This is a genomic window from Rhodococcus sp. WAY2 (genome assembly GCF_009859915.1).
In the GTDB taxonomy this organism is placed as follows: Bacteria; Actinomycetota; Actinomycetes; order Mycobacteriales; family Mycobacteriaceae; genus Rhodococcus_F; species Rhodococcus_F oxybenzonivorans.
In genome coordinates, this window is record NZ_CP046572.1 from 6,275,365 (window position 1) to 6,292,012 (window position 16,648).

The 16,648-nt window shown below is 66.2% G+C and carries 17 protein-coding genes; 12 read left to right on the plus strand and 5 right to left on the minus strand.

The genetic code is table 11. From position 1 onward, the window contains the following. Window positions 1-12: 12 nt before the first annotated feature. The 4 genes from GFS60_RS28285 to recX all read left to right on the plus strand — a co-directional run bounded on the left by GFS60_RS28285 (window position 13) and on the right by recX (window position 3,223). Window positions 13-1,161 carry a glycosyltransferase gene (locus GFS60_RS28285; protein ID WP_159926311.1) on the plus strand — a complete coding sequence of 383 codons (1,149 nt, stop codon included), beginning with the start codon at window positions 13-15 and terminating at the stop codon, window positions 1,159-1,161. Between the two features lie 35 nt (window positions 1,162-1,196). After that, the gene (locus GFS60_RS28290) at window positions 1,197-1,391 is read left to right on the plus strand and encodes a DUF3046 domain-containing protein (protein ID WP_109330762.1); all 195 of its coding nucleotides are present in this window, start codon (window positions 1,197-1,199) and stop codon (window positions 1,389-1,391) included. Between the two features lie 262 nt (window positions 1,392-1,653). Further along, on the plus strand, window positions 1,654-2,697 hold the full coding sequence (gene recA, locus GFS60_RS28295; protein WP_109330760.1) for a recombinase RecA: 1,044 nt from the start codon (window positions 1,654-1,656) through the stop codon (window positions 2,695-2,697). A gap of 10 nt (window positions 2,698-2,707) precedes the next feature. Next, window positions 2,708-3,223, plus strand: a complete 516-nt coding sequence (gene recX, locus GFS60_RS28300) for a recombination regulator RecX (RefSeq protein WP_236603306.1) — start codon at window positions 2,708-2,710, stop codon at window positions 3,221-3,223. 61 nt (window positions 3,224-3,284) lie between these two features. On the opposite strand, the gene GFS60_RS28305 is transcribed toward recX, so the two are convergent. From GFS60_RS28305 to GFS60_RS28320, 4 genes are all read right to left on the minus strand, one after another. Beyond that, complete coding sequence (locus tag GFS60_RS28305) at window positions 3,285-4,187, minus strand: amino acid ABC transporter permease (protein WP_159926313.1); 903 nt, start codon at window positions 4,185-4,187, stop codon at window positions 3,285-3,287. Beyond that, the gene (locus GFS60_RS28310; RefSeq protein ID WP_109330755.1) at window positions 4,184-4,864 is read right to left on the minus strand and encodes an amino acid ABC transporter permease; all 681 of its coding nucleotides are present in this window, start codon (window positions 4,862-4,864) and stop codon (window positions 4,184-4,186) included. Before GFS60_RS28310 ends, GFS60_RS28305 begins: the two co-directional genes overlap by 4 nt. Window positions 4,865-4,952: 88 nt before the next feature. Continuing rightward, window positions 4,953-5,786 (minus strand): glutamate ABC transporter substrate-binding protein, encoded by an 834-nt coding sequence (locus GFS60_RS28315; protein WP_159926315.1) that lies wholly within the window; start codon window positions 5,784-5,786, stop codon window positions 4,953-4,955. Between the two features lie 88 nt (window positions 5,787-5,874). Further along, complete coding sequence (locus GFS60_RS28320; protein ID WP_109335165.1) at window positions 5,875-6,603, minus strand: amino acid ABC transporter ATP-binding protein; 729 nt, start codon at window positions 6,601-6,603, stop codon at window positions 5,875-5,877. Between the two features lie 208 nt (window positions 6,604-6,811). Here GFS60_RS28320 and miaB point away from each other — a divergent pair, with 208 nt between their 5' ends. Then, window positions 6,812-8,329: a tRNA (N6-isopentenyl adenosine(37)-C2)-methylthiotransferase MiaB gene (miaB, locus tag GFS60_RS28325; RefSeq protein ID WP_159926317.1), complete on the plus strand. Its 1,518-nt coding sequence runs from the start codon at window positions 6,812-6,814 to the stop codon at window positions 8,327-8,329. After that, complete coding sequence (locus GFS60_RS28330) at window positions 8,326-8,931, plus strand: Rv2732c family membrane protein (protein WP_159926319.1); 606 nt, start codon at window positions 8,326-8,328, stop codon at window positions 8,929-8,931. The genes miaB and GFS60_RS28330 overlap by 4 nt, the downstream gene beginning before the upstream one ends. An 18-nt stretch (window positions 8,932-8,949) precedes the next feature. On the opposite strand, the gene GFS60_RS28335 is transcribed toward GFS60_RS28330, so the two are convergent. Then, window positions 8,950-10,335, minus strand: a complete 1,386-nt coding sequence (locus GFS60_RS28335; RefSeq protein ID WP_159926321.1) for a DUF349 domain-containing protein — start codon at window positions 10,333-10,335, stop codon at window positions 8,950-8,952. Between the two features lie 202 nt (window positions 10,336-10,537). Here GFS60_RS28335 and GFS60_RS28340 point away from each other — a divergent pair, with 202 nt between their 5' ends. Genes GFS60_RS28340 through GFS60_RS28365 form a run of 6 tightly spaced genes read left to right on the plus strand, consistent with a single transcriptional unit; the run spans window position 10,538 to window position 16,576 of the window. Further along, a complete protein-coding gene (locus GFS60_RS28340; protein WP_159926323.1) occupies window positions 10,538-11,254 on the plus strand; it encodes a class III extradiol dioxygenase subunit B-like domain-containing protein in 717 nt (238 codons plus the stop codon). Continuing rightward, the gene (gene miaA, locus GFS60_RS28345) at window positions 11,251-12,180 is read left to right on the plus strand and encodes a tRNA (adenosine(37)-N6)-dimethylallyltransferase MiaA (protein ID WP_159926325.1); all 930 of its coding nucleotides are present in this window, start codon (window positions 11,251-11,253) and stop codon (window positions 12,178-12,180) included. Before GFS60_RS28340 ends, miaA begins: the two co-directional genes overlap by 4 nt. Continuing rightward, window positions 12,177-13,025, plus strand: coding sequence for a TrmH family RNA methyltransferase (locus tag GFS60_RS28350; RefSeq protein WP_159926327.1), 849 nt, complete (start codon window positions 12,177-12,179; stop codon window positions 13,023-13,025). Before miaA ends, GFS60_RS28350 begins: the two co-directional genes overlap by 4 nt. 60 nt (window positions 13,026-13,085) lie before the next feature. Beyond that, window positions 13,086-13,955: a diaminopimelate epimerase gene (gene dapF, locus GFS60_RS28355; RefSeq protein WP_159926328.1), complete on the plus strand. Its 870-nt coding sequence runs from the start codon at window positions 13,086-13,088 to the stop codon at window positions 13,953-13,955. Window positions 13,956-14,013: 58 nt separating this feature from the next. Next, window positions 14,014-15,468, plus strand: coding sequence for a GTPase HflX (hflX, locus tag GFS60_RS28360; RefSeq protein WP_159926329.1), 1,455 nt, complete (start codon window positions 14,014-14,016; stop codon window positions 15,466-15,468). Beyond that, window positions 15,461-16,576: a hypothetical protein gene (locus GFS60_RS28365; protein ID WP_159926330.1), complete on the plus strand. Its 1,116-nt coding sequence runs from the start codon at window positions 15,461-15,463 to the stop codon at window positions 16,574-16,576. The genes hflX and GFS60_RS28365 overlap by 8 nt, the downstream gene beginning before the upstream one ends. Window positions 16,577-16,648 lie beyond the last annotated feature (72 nt).

The window sequence follows — 16,648 nt, forward strand, 5'->3', positions numbered from 1 at the left end:
CACCCTGTGCTCGTGCGAGTCGCTGTGGTCGCCGGGCCGGATCCCGGACATGCCTTTCCCGCCCTTGCCTTGTGCCTGGCATTCATCGAGGCGGGTGACGAACCGGTCCTGTTCACAGGCGCCCGCTGGATCGAGCCGGCACGGGCAGCCGGAGTGCCCACCGAACTGCTGAGGGGCCTCGCACCGCGGCCCATCGATGACGACCTCGACGCAGGTGCGCGCATCCACGGACGGGCCGCGCACATCTCCACCGAACTCTTGCCCGACCTGCGCGCGATGAACCCCGACCTGGTGGTCTCCGACATCCTCACCGCGGGCGGAGGAATGGCCGCCGAGAGGTTGGGGATCCCCTGGATCGAACTGTCACCCCATCCGCTCTACGCACCGTCGAAGGGATTGCCGCCGATCGGTAGTGGTCTCGCTCCCGGGACCGGTGTCCGCGGCCGGATTCGCGATACCCTCATGCGGGCCGCGACGGCACGATCGATCCGGCAGGGTGAGCGGCAGCGCGCGCAGGCGCGCGTCAGTGTCGGACTGCCGAGCGAGGACCCGGGCCCTGTGCGCCGACTTATCGCCACCCTCCCTGCGCTCGAGGTGCCGCGACCCGATTGGCCTGCGGAGACGTATGTGGTCGGCCCGCTGTTGTGGGAACCCACCGACGAGGTGCTACCGGTCCCCGACGGCAGCGATCCGCTGGTCATGGTTGCGCCGTCCACCGCCTTCACCGGCGCCGAAGGCATGCTCGAGACCACCCTCAGTGGACTCGAGGGAGCCGGAGTGCGGGTGATCGCCTCGATTTTGGAGGGAGCGCCGACGACGGTCCCGGCCTGGGCGCGCGCCGGGCTCGGACGGCAGGACGTCATGTTGCAGCAGGCCGACGTCGTCGTCTGCGGGGGTGGCCACGGGATGCTCGCAAAGGCGCTGCTTGCAGGAGTCCCGGTGGTGGTGGTGCCCGGAGGCGGCGATCAATGGGAACTGGCCAACCGTGCCGTCCGGCAGGGGAGCGCCGTCATCGTCCGACCACCGAGCCCGGATGCTCTTCGTGCCGCGGTGGAACAGGTGCTGTCCCACGCGGCATTCGCCGAGGCGGCACAGCGGGCCGCGAAAACCATCGCCGAAGTCGATGATCCCGTCGAAGTGTGCCGTGGAGCGCTGCGATGACAACCCGCCCCGCGCGCGTCCGCTAGCGTGGAAACGTGCGACTGACCGAATTTCACCAACTGGTCCGCGACGAGTTCGGACAGATGCGCGGCGACGCACTGCTCGTCGACCACGTCCTCCTCGGCCTCGGTGGCAAAACCGCCGCCGAAGCCATCGAGGAAGGCCGCGAACCACGGGAAGTGTGGCGAGAACTCTGCGCCGAATTCGACGTCCCCCCGCAGCGTAGATGAGCGGCACCGCCGCAGTGCAGATGAGCGGCACCGCCGCAGTGCAGATGAGCGGCACCGCCGCAGTGCAGATGGGCGGCACCAGATGAGCAGCACCGCCGCCTGATCAGACGACCGGCAATCCGGGCGGCGTGTCGAACACCCGATCGCGACAATCGAACACACGTTCCCCTATGCTGGAGATGTTCGGTGGTCAAGGTTTCTGTCGGTACCTGGATCTAACCTGACCGCAGAGCACAGACGAACTCGAGAATGGGGACCGACGATGGCACCACAAGCACACGATCGCGACAAGGCGCTCGACCTGGCGCTTGCGCAGATCGACAAGAACTTCGGCAAGGGCTCGGTGATGCGCCTGGGCGAAGGTGTGCGTCAGCCCATCGCTGTCATCCCGACCGGTTCCATCGCGTTGGACGTGGCCCTCGGCATCGGCGGCCTGCCCCGGGGCCGAGTCATCGAGATCTACGGCCCGGAGTCGTCGGGTAAGACGACGGTCGCTCTGCATGCGGTCGCCAATGCCCAGGCTGCCGGCGGCATCGCCGCCTTCATCGACGCCGAGCACGCTCTCGATCCCGACTATGCGCAGAAGCTCGGTGTCGATACCGATGCCCTGCTGGTGTCGCAGCCCGACACCGGTGAGCAGGCGCTCGAAATCGCCGACATGCTGATCCGTTCCGGCGCCCTCGACATTCTCGTGATCGACTCGGTGGCGGCGCTCGTCCCCCGTGCCGAGATCGAAGGCGAAATGGGCGACAGCCACGTGGGTTTGCAGGCCCGTCTGATGAGCCAGGCACTGCGCAAGATGACTGGTGCGCTCAGCAATTCGGGCACCACTGCCATCTTCATCAACCAGCTGCGCGAGAAGATCGGCGTCATGTTCGGTTCTCCCGAAACGACCACGGGCGGTAAAGCGCTGAAGTTCTACTCCTCGGTGCGCCTGGATGTTCGGCGTATCGAGACCCTCAAGGACGGCACGGACGCGGTCGGTAACCGCACGCGCGTCAAGGTCGTCAAGAACAAGGTGGCCCCGCCGTTCAAGCAGGCAGAGTTCGACATCCTCTACGGGCTCGGAATCAGCAAGGAAGGCTCGCTGATCGACATGGGCGTCGAGCACGGGTTCATCCGCAAGTCCGGATCCTGGTACACGTACGAAGGCGACCAGTTGGGGCAGGGTAAGGAAAATGCCCGAAAATTCTTGCTGGAGAACACCGATATCCGGGACGAGATCGAGAAGAAGATCAAGGAAAAGCTCGGGATCGGGGCCGACGTGACCGCTGTGACGGACGACGCTGCCCCGGTCGACTTCTAGGGAAGAGACCGTGCGTCCGACGGGCGAAGGTGGGACGGAGACGCAGGCCAAGGAATTGTGCCTGCGTCTCCTCACGGATCGTGCCCGAAGCAGAGCAGAACTGTCCGAGCGGCTCGCGAAGAAGGGCTACTCGGCCGATATCTCCGAACGTGTACTCGATCGCCTCAGCGAAGTCGGATTGGTCAATGACGCCGACTTCGCCCAGCAATGGGTCCAGTCGCGGCACACCTACTCCGGTAAAGGCAAGCGGGCGCTTGCCATGGAATTGCGTCGCAAAGGCATCGGCCAGGAGCACGCCAGCGAGGCGCTCGCACAGATCGACAGCGAAGACGAACGCGAACGGGCCACCGAACTGGTCGCGAAGAAGCTGCGGACGCTTTCCGTCGACGACGGCGACCGGGCAGTTCGACGCCTCGTGTCGATGCTTGCCCGCCGGGGCTTTTCACAAGGAATGGCATTCGAGGTGGTCAAAGAACAGCTCGAGCACCTCGGCGACGATACCGACGGAATGTTCGACGACGAGTGAGCCCCGCAGCATTCCGGGAGCAGCGGCAGGGTGGGACGGCGTTCCGCCCTGCCGCTCCACATCACAGTCTCTTGTCGGTGATGTCCAGTCCCGGAACCGAGACCGCAGGGACGACCCCGATGTCCGCAGGGGGGATCGCTCCACCCTTGCGGCCGGAACGCAGTCGCTTCTCCACTCGGGTCGCCACCACGGTCAGTGTCGAGTTGAGCGCAATCATGATGATGGCCACGACGATCAACGCGGGCAGGTAGTTGCCGTAGAAGGCGCCGAGTTGCTGCCCCGAGCGCACCACCTCCACATAACCGATGAGGTAACCGAGAGCGGAGTCCTTCAAAGCCACCACCATCTGCGAGATGATGGCCGGCAGCATCGCGGTGACGGCCTGCGGAAGAAGGATCGTCCGCATGATCTGGCCTTTGCGCATACCCAGGGCCATCGCCGCCTCACTTTGCCCCTTGGGGAGTGAGTTGATCCCTGCGCGCACGATTTCGGCGATCACCGAACCGTTGTAGAGAGTGAGACCCACGATGACGGCGGCGAGGGCCAGATACTTCGACTTGAAGACCTCGTATTCGGCGAAGAGCTGGTACGAGAAGATCATCAGAATCAGCACCGGGATGGAACGGAAAAGTTCCACGATCCCGCCGGCAATCCACCGAATCGGTCGATGATCCGACAGTCGGCCGATACCGAGAATCGCGCCGAGAATCAACGCCAACACGATCGACACGGCTGCAGCCACGAGCGTTCCGCGGATGCCGGGAATCAGATACGTGGTCCACGATGTCGACTCGACGAAGGGATTCCACTTCGCGGACGTCAGCTGTCCCTTGTCGTCGAGCGCTACGAAGACGAGGTAACCGATGCCGAGGAGGAGGACGGCCACCGCCACGGAGATCAAGCGGTAGGTGTTCCGCGCGCGGGGTCCGGGGGCGTCGTAGAGGACAGTGGCCGAATTGCTCATCGTGCAACCTCGAATCGCTTGCTCAGGTAGCCGAACAGAAGGCCCATCGGCAGTGTGAGAACCACGAATCCGAGGGCGAAGATGCCACCGACGACGAAGATTGCGGCCTCGTTCTCGATCATCTCCTTCATGAGAAGTGACGCCTCGGCGACGCCGATCACCGAGGCGATCGTGGTGTTCTTGGTCAAGGCGATGAGGACGCTACCCAGGGGTGCGGTCACGGCTCGGAAAGCCTGGGGCAGCACGATCAGGCGCAGATTCTGGGAGAACGTGAGGCCGAGTGACCGTCCGGCCTCGGCCTGCCCGACGTGCACGGTGTTGATACCGGACCGGAGCGACTCGCAGACGAAGGCTGCGGTGTAGATGCTCAAACCCAGAACGGCGAGACGAAAGTTGTTCTCGGTGAAGAAAGTCGGTGACTGTTCGGGGGCGAGAGTGACGCCCATCGTCTGGAAGAGCCCGAACGAACAGAAGATGATGATGAGCGTCAGGGGAGTGTTCCGGAAGATTGTCACGTACGCGGCGCCGACGCCGCGTGCGACGGGAATCGGCGACACCCGCATCGCGGCGAGGATGGTGCCGAGTATCAGCGCGCCGATGGCCGAGAAGGCGGTGAGTTGCACCGTCGTCCAGAAGGCGTCGATCAGCTGATCGCTGTACTTGCTCAGTAGGTCCACTTACCGTCTCCCGAGATCCCGGTGGTTGGAGTCGAACCGTGTCGGACGGCCCGCCGAAGCGAGGCCGTCCGACACGGAGAGAAAATACTCAGTAACGATCGACGGTCGGCGGTGCAGGCAGCGGGTAGCCGGAAGCTCCGACGGTGTCGTTGAACGCGGTCTGCCACGAACCGTCCGCGATCATCGCGTCGATGGCGTCGTTGATCTTGCCGCGGGTCTCGTCGTCGCCCTTGGCGAGGCCGATTCCGTACCGCTCCTCGGTGAAGGGTTCACCGACCACCTTCAGCTCACCCGGGTACTGGGCGGCGTAACCGGCCAGGATGATGTCGTCGGTGGTCACGGCGTCGACCGCGCCGTTACGCAGGGCCTCGACACAGGCGGAGTAGGTGTCGAACTCCTGCAGCTGCACATCCTGGGCGTACTGGTCCTTGACCTTCTGCGCGGGAGTGGAACCCGTGACCGAGCACAGCTTCTTTCCACCGCGCAGCGAATCGGGGCCCGTGATGTCGGTGTTCTCCGACTTCACCAGAAGTGATTGTCCCGCAACGAAATACGGTCCCGCGAAGTCGACCTTTTCCTTGCGGGCGTCCGTGATCGAGTAGGTGGCGACGATGTAGTCGACCTCACCGTTCTGGATCAGGGTCTCGCGCTGCGCGGACGGCGACTCCTTGAACTCGATGTTCTCGGGTGCGACGCCCAGCTTGCCGGCCACATATTCGGCCACCTCGACGTCGAAGCCGCTGAAGCTTCCGTCGGGGTTACGCAGGCCGAGACCGGGCTGGTCGAACTTGATGCCCACGGTCAACTTGCCCTCGGATGCACTCTGAGAAGCGCTCTTCTCCTCACCTCCGCCGCAGCCGGACGCGACGACGGCGACTGCCATGACGCCGATTCCCCAACGAATCGCGCGATTGATCCTCATCGAGTTCCTCTCCATAGAAATAACGGGTTGAGACAGGGCAGTCCACCGAAGCCCGCGAGCGGATGACCGCCCGCGGCCTTCGACTGGATCAGTGGCTGAGAATCTTGCCGAGAAAGTCCTTCGCGCGCTCCGATTCCGGAGCGGTGAAGAAGGTGCTGGGATCGGAGTCTTCGACGATCTGGCCGTCGGCCATGAACAGGACGCGATCACCGGCCTTGCGGGCGAACCCCATCTCGTGGGTGACCACGAGCATCGTCATGCCTTCCTTGGCGAGCGAGGTCATGACGTCGAGGACCTCGTTGACCATTTCCGGGTCGAGTGCGGAGGTCGGCTCGTCGAACAGCATCACCTTCGGATTCATGGCGAGGGCACGCGCTATCGCTACGCGCTGCTGCTGTCCACCCGACAGCTGAGCGGGGTACTTGTCCGCCTGATTCGCAATACCGACCCGTTCGAGCAGTTGGCGAGCGGTGGCCTTCGCATCCGCGGTGCTCTTCTTCCGGACCTTCATCGGAGCGAGCATCACGTTCTCGAGAATTGTCTTGTGGGCGAACAGATTGAAGGATTGGAACACCATGCCCACGTCCGCGCGGAGCGCTGCCAGAGCCTTGCCCTCGGCGGGCAGGACCTTGCCGTCCACTGCGATGACCCCGGAGTCGATCGGCTCGAGGCGGTTGATGGTGCGGCAGAGCGTCGACTTTCCGGAACCTGAGGGCCCGAGGACGATCACGACCTGCCCGCGCGGAACTTCGAGGTCGATGTCCTGAAGAACATGGAGGGCGCCGAAGTGCTTGTTCACCGATTGCATCGAGATCATGGACGTGGCCGTACCCGTAGGGGGTGTCGGCGTCGCATCGTCGGCTTGCGTCATAGTCGAAGACCCTATGTGGTGGAAGCGGCAGTCTCGACATTTACTCCGAGAATCCTCGGGATGTCACGGAAACTTTACTGCCGGGTGCCGACGGTGTGTCGTGGTGCACAGCGGCCCCGACGAGGCGATTTGTCGAGGCCCGTACCCTGGGAACGTGGACACGATCGACCAGAACTCTCAGCGCAGCTACGAGGTGCGCACCTACGGCTGCCAGATGAACGTGCACGACTCCGAGCGCCTGTCGGGTCTGCTCGAGGACGCCGGGTACACCAAGGCGGTGACCGGGCAGACGCCCGACCTCGTGGTGTTCAACACGTGCGCGGTGCGCGAGAACGCCGACAACAAGCTGTACGGCAATCTGAGTCATCTCGCGCCTGCGAAAGAGAAGAACCCCGACATGCAGATCGCGGTCGGTGGTTGCCTGGCCCAGAAGGACCGCGATGTCGTCGTGAAGAAGGCGCCGTGGGTGGACGTCGTGTTCGGAACCCACAACATCGGGTCGCTGCCTGCGCTGCTGGACCGTGCGCGTCACAACCAGCGAGCCGAGGTCGAGATCCTCGACGCCCTCGAGGCGTTCCCGTCCACGCTGCCCGCGAAGCGAGAGTCGGCGTATGCCGGGTGGGTGTCCATCTCGGTGGGCTGCAACAACACCTGCACGTTCTGCATCGTTCCCGCCCTGCGTGGCAAGGAAGTCGACCGCAGGCCCGGCGACATTCTTGCCGAGGTTCAGGCTCTCGTGAACGAGGGCGTCCTCGAAGTGACCCTCCTCGGCCAGAACGTCAACGCCTATGGCGTCTCATTCGCCGACCCGGAGCAGCCGCGCGATCGGGGGGCGTTCGCCTCACTGCTCCGCGCATGCGGCGAGATCGACGGACTCGAGCGGATCCGGTTCACGTCGCCGCACCCGGCCGAGTTCACCGACGACGTCATCGAGGCCATGGCGGAAACTCCGGCGGTCTGCCCGCAACTGCACATGCCGCTGCAGTCCGGCTCCGACCGCGTGCTGAAGGCGATGCGGCGTTCGTACCGGACGACGCGGTTTCTGGGCATCATCGAGAAGGTCCGCACTGCGATGCCGCACGCGGCGATCACCACCGACATCATCGTCGGTTTCCCCGGTGAGACCGAGGAAGACTTCCAGGGCACACTCGACGTCGTCCGGCAGGCCCGGTTCACCAGTGCCTTCACCTTCCAGTACTCCAAGCGTCCGGGCACGCCCGCCGCCGACATGGAGGGTCAGCTCCCCAAAGCCGTCGTTCAAGAACGGTACGAGCGTCTCATTGCACTTCAGGAGGAGATCACGCTCGAGGAGAATCGGAAGCTGGTCGGTGCCGAGGTGGAACTCCTCGTCGCTGCCGGTGAGGGTCGCAAGAACGCGGAAACGTTGCGGATGAGCGGACGCGCCCGCGACGGCAGGCTCGTCCATTTCCGTCCCGAGGGCAACATCGACGGCAACATCCGGCCCGGCGATGTCGTCACCCTGGTGGTGAGCGCGGCGGCCCCGCACCACCTGGTCGCCGACACCCCGGTCCTCACCCACCGTCGCACCCGCGCCGGTGACTCCTTCGAGAAGGGCGTCACCCCCAAGACTCCGCCTATCGGTGTCGGGCTCGGACTCCCGCAGATCGGTGCACCGGCACCACTACCCGCTCAGATGGGATGCAGCGCATGACCTCCTCGCACGACGACGATCGCACCAGCGGGGACAACGGTCCGAGCGGCGAGAGCGATCCGATCGAGAGCTATCTGAAGGATTTCGACGAAGCCGAGAAGAAGGTCGCCGGTGAGATCGACCCGGGAGTGCGGGCGCTGGTCGTCGCGATCGCTGTCGTGATTCTGCTGGGGTCCCTGACCTTGCCGCATTCCGGTGTCGCGAACGGCTGGGAGGTGTTGGTCTACGGGGACGATGCCCGCGCAGAAGTCATCACTTTGCCGTCGCGGCTGTTCGTCTGGTTCGAAGTGGTGTTCGGCGTCGTCGCGTCGATGCTGGCGCTGATCACGCGCCGTTGGGCACTGGCCTGGGTTGCGCTCGCGGGAACGGCCGTGTCGATCGTCTTCGGGATGCTCGCCATCTGGACCCGACAGACTCCGGCGCCGGGTGTCGAGGCGGCGGGTCCGGGTATCGGCCTGATCATCGGCTGGCTGACCGTGATCGTACTGACCTTCCACTGGCTGAAAGTCGTGTGGAGCAGGACGGCGTTGCAGCTGGCCGCAGAAGAGGAACGCCGCGCCGCTGCCGCCGAAGCGGAGCGACGCGGCGACTGGAACGTCTGAAGACGCCGTTCTCGCGACTTACTGTCCGCTGACGGCGCCTTCCGCGGCCTCGGCCCATTCACGCCACTGCTGCGCCTGAGCGAGCGCACTTTCGGCGTCCTTGGTCTTGCCCGCCGCGGTCGCCTTGGCGGCCTGTTCCTCGAACTGGCTGACGCGTTCGCGGAACTGCGCTGCCCGGGCGAGAGCCTCGGGATCGGTGCGGCGCCACTGTTCGTCGGCGGCGTCGCGCACGCGCTTCTCGATGGCCCGTAACTTGCCCTCGAGGTCGTGCATCCGCTCGCGGGGCACCTTGCCGATGGCATCCCACTTCTCTTGCAAGTCGCGTAGCGCGGCTCGGGCAGCGTCGATGTCCTTGGTGGGATCGATGTGTCCGGCGGACTTCAGCAGCTCCTCCTTCGCGACCGCATTCTCCTCGAACTCGGCGTCGCGTTCGGAGGAGGCGGCGTTGCGCGCGGCGAAGAACATGTCCTGAGCGCCCTTGAACCGCTTCCACAGTGCGTCATCGGCTTCGCGAGGCGCGCGGCCGGCGGCCTTCCATTCGGCGAGAAGATCACGGAACGCCCCGGCGGTAGGTCCCCACTCGGTGGAGTCGGCAAGGGCCTCGGCGCGGGCGACGAGCTCTTCCTTCTTCGTCTTTGCCGCCGCACGTTCGCGATCGAGCTCGGCGAAGTGCGCGCCGCGGCGTCGGTTGAATGCCTCGCGCGCCTTGGAGTAACGCTTCCACAGCGCATCGTCGACCTTCCGGTCGATTCCGCGAATGGTTTTCCACTCTTCCAGGATTTCGCGGAGGCGATCACCCGCGGCCTTCCACTGTGTGGATTCCGCGCCGATCCGCTCGGCCTCGGCGGCCAGCTCCTCCTTGCGTTCGGTATGTGCCTGCCGCGACTTTTCCTTCTCGTGTTTCGCGTGCGCGGCGGCTTCGTCCGAGCCGGCGATGACGGCATCGAGTCGGGCAGCGAGCGATTCGATGTCACCGATCACCGCTGCCGTCGGCAACGATTCGGCGAGGGCGATCGCCGCGGCCTTGGTCTTCTTCGCGTCTCCGGCTCCGGAGTTGAGCCGGGCCTCGAGGAGGGCCACCTCGGTGGCGAGGTCGTCGAATCGCCGACCGAAATGTGCCAGCCCCTCGGCAGCGTCACCGGCCTGCCACGAACCGATCTGCCGTTCACCGTCGGCGGTCTTGACCCACGCGGTGCCGTCGTCGTCCACCCGGCCGAACTTGCTGGGGTCGCTCCCGGGCGGGGCTGCGACGGCGGGGGCGGAGAGTGCATGCTTCGGCGTGGGGCCCGGTTTGGGTGCACCCGGTTTCGCGGCGCCGCCCGGTTTAGGGACACTCGGCTTCGGCGTGTCGTGCTGCTCGGCGGCAGGCTCCACGGCGGGCTGTGCGTCGCTACTGTCGGTCATCGCTTCCTCATCTCTGCCGCGCGTCACGGCTGCCTGAACGCATTACCGGCTCCATACCGACCCGGCAGGGCTGGTTCCATTGAACCCGGTACGGGCTCTGGGGACTATTGAATCAGGTCAGACTGGCACCGTTGGTACCGAACGAGTGCAGGCGCCGAATCGGATGTCGGGTCCGTTCGGGCGGTCGACTAGCGTGACGCGTGTGTTCACCGCCGCAATTCTCGTGCCCTCACCGCCGCTTCTGGTCCCTGAACTGGCGGGCGCAGCGGCAGCAGAGACGGCATCATTGAGGGACGCGGTGGCGGTGGCCGCCAAGGCGTTGTCGGCGCTCTCCTCCGAGTGGGTTGCGGTAGGTGCGGGCGCCACCACCGTCGATGTGCCTTCCGAGGCGCAGGGCACGTACCTGGGCTACGGGGTCGACATTCGGATCACGCTGCGGCCCGGACACGCCGAGAATCCGGACCCGGAGCTACCGCTCGCGGCACTGACAGCCGGATGGATACGCGGAACCTGGGCGCCGGACGCGGTGGTCGACGCCCGCATATTAGCCGCCGACCTGCCGGTCGAGCGGTGCGCCGAGTACGGCGCGGCACTGCGGGACTTCCTCGACCGAGATGACGAGCCCCGCGGCCTCGTGATTGTCGCGGACGGGGCCAACACCCTGACCGCGAAGGCGCCGGGTGCGTTCGACCCGCGAGCGGAGGGAGTACAGGCCCGAGTCGATGCGGCGCTGGAATCAGGCGACCGCGATGCTCTTCTCGCCCTCGAACCGGGGCTGTGCAACCAACTGGGGCTCGGTGGACGGGTTCCGTGGCAGGTGCTCGCCGGCGTGTTCGACGCGCCCCCTTCCTCCTGCCGGACGCTCTACAGCGCGGCGCCGTACGGAGTGGCGTACCACGTGGGGGAGTGGCGTCCATGACGTCGCCGGTTCCAGTGGCGGTCGTCGGGCCCACGGCCACCGGGAAATCGGAGCTTGCCCTCGACCTTGCCGAACGGTGGGGCGGGGAGATCGTCAACATCGACGCGATGCAGCTCTATCGCGGCATGGACATCGGGACCGCGAAACTGGCACCCGACGAGCGACGCGGCATCGTGCACCACCAACTCGACGTGCTCGACGTGACCGAGACCGCCACGGTGGCGAACTACCAACGGGCTGCGGTCCGTGACGTGGAGGCGATCGCGGCGCGCGGCGTCGTCCCCATCATCGTCGGCGGATCGATGATGTATGTGCAGTCCCTGCTCGACGAGTGGAGCTTCCCGGCCACCGATCCTTCGGTGCGCGCCCGGTGGGAAGCCGTCCTCGCCGAGCACGGTGTCGCCGCAGTACATGCGGAGCTGAGCCGGGTGGATCCTGATGCCGCCGCATCCATCCTTCCGACCGACGGCAGACGTCTGGTGCGGGCCCTCGAGGTCGTGGAGATCACCGGTCGGCCGTTCGCGGCGTCTGCGCCCCGCATCGGTGAACCACGCTGGGGCACACGCATTGTCGGTGTCGACAGGGAGACCGCGGAGCTCGATAAACGCATCGGACTCCGGACCGAGCTGATGTTCGATCGCGGTCTCGTGGAGGAGGTGCGCGGTCTGATCGACGTGGGCCTGCGGGAAGGGGTGACCGCACCGCGCGCCATCGGCTACGCGCAGGTACTCGCGTGGATCGACGGGGAATACGACTTGGACGAGGCCCGGGAGCGCACGTTCATCGGGACTCGTCGCTATGTGCGCCGTCAGCGGTCGTGGTTCCGCCGGGACACGCGTATCCGCTGGGTCGACGGCAGCGATCCACACCTCGCCGACACGACCGTCCGAATGCTGCAACAACCGCCGACACCGGGAGAACGATGAGCCGCACGCCGTCCGGACGGAACCGCCCGACCTCGAATCTCCTGGTCACCGCTCGCAATGCCCGATTCCAGCAGTGGCAGTCCTACCTCACCAACCGCAGCAAACGCTCGAAAGCGGGGCGCTTCTTGATTCAGGGTGTGCGCCCCCTCACGCTGGCGCTCGACTACGAGTGGCCGATCGAATCGCTGCTGTACCGCGTCGACGGCCCACCCCTGTCGGAGTGGGCCCGCGACGTACGCGGCGTCCGGTCGATCGAACAGATCGGTGTCAGTGCCGAACTGATGGGGGAGTTGGGCGAGAAGGCCGACACCGCCCCGGAACTGATCGCCGTGGCGAAGATCCGCGCACCGCGACTGAAAGATCTGCAGCTGCAGGCGAGTCCGCTGATCGTGGTCTTCGACCGGCCGAGCTCGCCGGGCAACCTCGGCACCCTTGTCCGCTCCGCCAACGCATTCGGTGCCGACGCGGTCGTCGTGGTGGGCCACGGCGCCGACCCGTTCGACCCGCAGAGCGTGCGCGCCTCCACCGGTTCGCTCTTCGCGATGCCGGTCGTCACCGTGTCCTCGGTCGACGACATCCTCGCCTTCCGGGACGCACGTCGAGCGGCCGGCACCGATCTGCACATCGTGGGAACGGATGAGACAGGTTCCGTCACGATCGACGCCCACGACTTCACCGGAGGCACACTTCTGGTGATCGGCAACGAGACTCGCGGCATGAGCGCCGCGTGGCGAGCGGCCTGCGACACCGTGGTCAACATTCCCATCGGCGGCGCCGCCAGTTCGCTCGGTGCACCGTCGGCCGGTGCCGTGGCTCTCTATGAAATCGCCCGGCAGCGACGATGAGCGGCCGCGGACAAGCGCGGTCCGGGTGGGCGCGCACCCCGGTTGGATAAGGTGGGACCCATGGACTTCAGCAAGGGGCACGGAACCGAGAACGACTTCGTCGTCCTTCCCGATCTCGACGTGCGCCTCGACCTGACGGTGCCGCGGGTGAAGGCGCTGTGCGATCGCCGGCGCGGACTCGGCGCCGACGGCGTCCTGCGGGTCGCCAAGGCGGGCGCGCTCGCCGAGGCCGGTGTCCTCGCCGACCTGCCCGACGGAACGTCCGCCGACGACTGGTTCATGGACTACCGCAACGCGGACGGTTCTCTCGCCGAGATGTGTGGCAACGGCGTCCGGGTTTTCGCCCACTACCTTCTGTCCACCGGACTCGAGACACGCGACGAGTTCGTGGTCGGGAGCCGTGCCGGGGGTAAGCCTGTCGTCGTCCACTCGGCCGCGGGTCCGCTCGGTGAGGTGACCGTCGACATGGGAAAGGTTCGCGACCTCGGATCGAGCGCTGCCACCCTCGACGGCAAAGTGTTCAACGGAATCGGCATCGACGTCGGAAATCCGCATCTGGCGTGCGTCGACCCCCACCTCACCGCCGCATCACTCTCCGCGCTCGACCTGACCGCCGCGCCCGGCTTCGACCCCGGCTTCTTCCCGCACGGCGTCAACGTCGAGATCCTCACCCGCATCGATTCGGGTGCAGTCGACATGCGGGTCCACGAGCGTGGGGTCGGGGAGACACGCTCCTGCGGGACCGGAACGGTCGCCGCGGCAACAGCTGCTTTGCGTCACGAGGGCGCCGACTCGGGGGAAGTCATCGTCCGCATTCCCGGTGGTCAGGTCACTGTTTCGCTGTCCCACGGACGGGCGACCCTACGCGGGCCGTCCGTCCTGGTGGCGTCGGGCACTGTCGACGATTCGTGGTGGAACGCGCTCACCTGATCGCCCTGCGCGAAATGGACGTGCGCACCCTCGACATTCCGTGGGATCATGAGGGTGTATGACGAAATCACATCGCACAGAAGAATCGCCGATCTCGGACTCCGGTGAGTTCGCCCACGACGATGGGCGGCCCTCGGTCGGCGAGATGCAACTCGAGGATCGCAGCGCGCTGCGCCGAGTTGCCGGCCTGTCCACCGAACTCACCGACGTCACCGAGGTCGAGTACCGACAACTCCGACTCGAACGCGTGGTCCTGGTAGGTGTCTGGACTCAGGGCACCGCAGCGCAGGCCGAGTCGAGCATGGCCGAACTGGCCGCTCTCGCCGAGACCGCGGGATCCGAGGTCCTCGAAGGCCTCGTGCAGCGGCGGGACAAGCCTGATGCCGCCACCTACATCGGCTCGGGTAAAGCGCAGGAGCTGCGCGAGGTCGTCTTGTCCACCGGGGCGGACACCGTCATCTGCGACGGTGAACTCACTCCTGCGCAGCTCACCGCACTGGAGAAGGTCGTCAAGGTCAAGGTCATCGACAGGACGGCCCTGATCCTCGACATCTTCGCCCAGCACGCCACCTCCCGAGAGGGCAAGGCCCAGGTGGCGCTGGCCCAGATGGAATACATGTTGCCGCGTCTGCGCGGCTGGGGTGAGTCCATGTCCCGGCAGGCCGGTGGTCGCGCCGGCAGCAACGGTGGTGTGGGTCTGCGCGGACCGGGTGAGACCAAGATCGAGACCGACCGGCGTCGCATCCGTGAGCGGATGGCGAAGCTGCGGCGCGAGATCAAGGGTATGAAGGCCGCCCGCGACACCAAGCGCACCCGGCGCCTGCGCAGTGAGGTGCCGTCGATCGCCATCGTCGGTTACACCAACGCCGGAAAGTCGAGTTTGCTCAACGCGCTCACCGGCTCCGGGGTGCTCGTGCAGAACGCCCTGTTCGCCACCCTCGACCCGACCACCCGTCGGGCTGCGCTCGACGACGGCCGCGAGTACATCCTCACCGACACCGTCGGTTTCGTGCGGCACCTGCCCACGCAGTTGATCGAGGCCTTCCGGTCCACACTCGAGGAGGTGACGGATGCGGATCTTCTGCTGCACGTGGTGGACGGGGCCGACCCGTTGCCGCTCGATCAGATCCGCGCAGTCCATGCCGTGATCACCGAGGTGATCCGGGAGAACGACGCGCCGGCGCCGCCCGAACTCATCGTGGTGAACAAGATCGACGCAGCCGATCCGGTCACGTTGACCCAGCTCCGCGGACTGTTGCCCGGTGCGGCGTTCGTCTCCGCCCGCACGGGTGAGGGAATCGCCGAACTGCGGACACAGCTCGACGAGGTGCTGCTCAGACCCGAGATCGAGGTCAACGTGCGTCTCCCGTATTCGCGGGGCGATCTCATGGCCCGGATCCACTCCGACGGACAGATCCTCGAATCCTCGCACGAGGAGGACGGCACGTTGATCCACGCGCGTGTGCCGCAGGCCCTGGCGTCGGCGCTGCTGCAGTACGCCGGCAGTGCCTGAGCGGTCCCGGTGGTTGACTGCGGGAGCGGTCGCAGTCGTGGCCCTCTGTGCACCCCTGGTGACTACCGGGTCGGGTTCGGCGCAGCCGATCCTGGGTGATCAGATCACCGTGGAAGCGTCCGACTTCGAACCGTTCTGCACCCCGCACACAGTCGATCCGGGATCGATCCCCGACGAAGCGTCGCTCGACGAGTTGTCCGGGCTGGTGTCGGTGGGGGGCCGGTCCTACGCGGTCGGTGACAGCGGCTCCGATCGTGCTGTCGCGGACCTGGACGGCTCCTGCGGCGTCACCGGCTGGCTGTCGGTGCCCGTCGATCCCTACGACGTCGAGGATCTGGCAACCGGCCCGGACGGGCGTCTGTGGCTGGCCGACATCGGCGACAACGGTCGCAAGCGGGAGACGGTCGCGCTGATCGGAATGGACCGCGCGACCGGGGCGGGGAAATTGCACCGGCTCACGTATCCGGATGGCCCCCACGACGCTGAGACGGTGCTGGTCCAGCGTGACGGCACACCGCTGATCGTGACGAAGGAGGTCTTCGGGCCGGGCATCGTGTACCGGCCTGCGGGAGGACTTTCTGTCGACGCCTTGGCCAGTCCCGGGCCGACCCCGCTCGAGAGGGTGGGGTCACTCGACGTCGCGGAACCGAACGGGGCCGGCAATGCGACCACGGGCGCAGGCACCACGGCCCCGGCGGTGTATTCCACCATGCTCACCGGAGGTGCGGTATCCGCGGACGGAACCGTTGCGGCGGTGCGCAGTTACTCCGACGTGTTCCTGTTCGCCGCCCCGGATGGTGATGTCGCGGCGGCTTTGGCCGCGGGTCCCACCGTCCGGGTGCACCTGCCTGCGCAGCCGCAAGGTGAGGCGGTGGCGTTTACCGAGGACGGGGATCTTCTCATTGCCTCCGAGGCGCGGGACGGTCCCACACCCCCGGTTCAGGTGCTCCGCGGGGCGGTGGCGATGGCGCAGGGTCACGCCTCTTCCGAAGCGGTGTCCGATGAGGAGAAGAGTTCCTCCGCCGGGCTGTCGATCGGAGTGGGGGCAGTCGCGTTGTGCGGGCTCATCGCGGTCGTGGCCTACGCGTGTCTTCGGCGCACCCGCTGAATAGGTGCGGCGTGAGGGCCGGTCGCCCAAAATAGCCCCGATCGCAACAATGTTCTGAAGGGAGTGTCGATT

Bases quoted from the DNA above. Each gene is read 5' to 3' on its own strand.
- recA (WP_109330760.1), top strand. From the start codon at position 1,654: ATGGCACCACAAGCACACGATCGCGACAAGGCGCTCGACCTGGCGCTT.
- GFS60_RS28305 (WP_159926313.1), bottom strand. From the start codon at position 4,187: ATGAGCAATTCGGCCACTGTCCTCTACGACGCCCCCGGACCCCGCGCG.
- GFS60_RS28315 (WP_159926315.1), bottom strand. From the start codon at position 5,786: ATGAGGATCAATCGCGCGATTCGTTGGGGAATCGGCGTCATGGCAGTC.
- GFS60_RS28320 (WP_109335165.1), bottom strand. From the start codon at position 6,603: ATGATCTCGATGCAATCGGTGAACAAGCACTTCGGCGCCCTCCATGTT.
- GFS60_RS28330 (WP_159926319.1), top strand. From the start codon at position 8,326: ATGACCTCCTCGCACGACGACGATCGCACCAGCGGGGACAACGGTCCG.
- GFS60_RS28335 (WP_159926321.1), bottom strand. From the start codon at position 10,335: ATGACCGACAGTAGCGACGCACAGCCCGCCGTGGAGCCTGCCGCCGAG.
- miaA (WP_159926325.1), top strand. From the start codon at position 11,251: ATGACGTCGCCGGTTCCAGTGGCGGTCGTCGGGCCCACGGCCACCGGG.
- GFS60_RS28350 (WP_159926327.1), top strand. From the start codon at position 12,177: ATGAGCCGCACGCCGTCCGGACGGAACCGCCCGACCTCGAATCTCCTG.
- dapF (WP_159926328.1), top strand. From the start codon at position 13,086: ATGGACTTCAGCAAGGGGCACGGAACCGAGAACGACTTCGTCGTCCTT.
- hflX (WP_159926329.1), top strand. From the start codon at position 14,014: ATGACGAAATCACATCGCACAGAAGAATCGCCGATCTCGGACTCCGGT.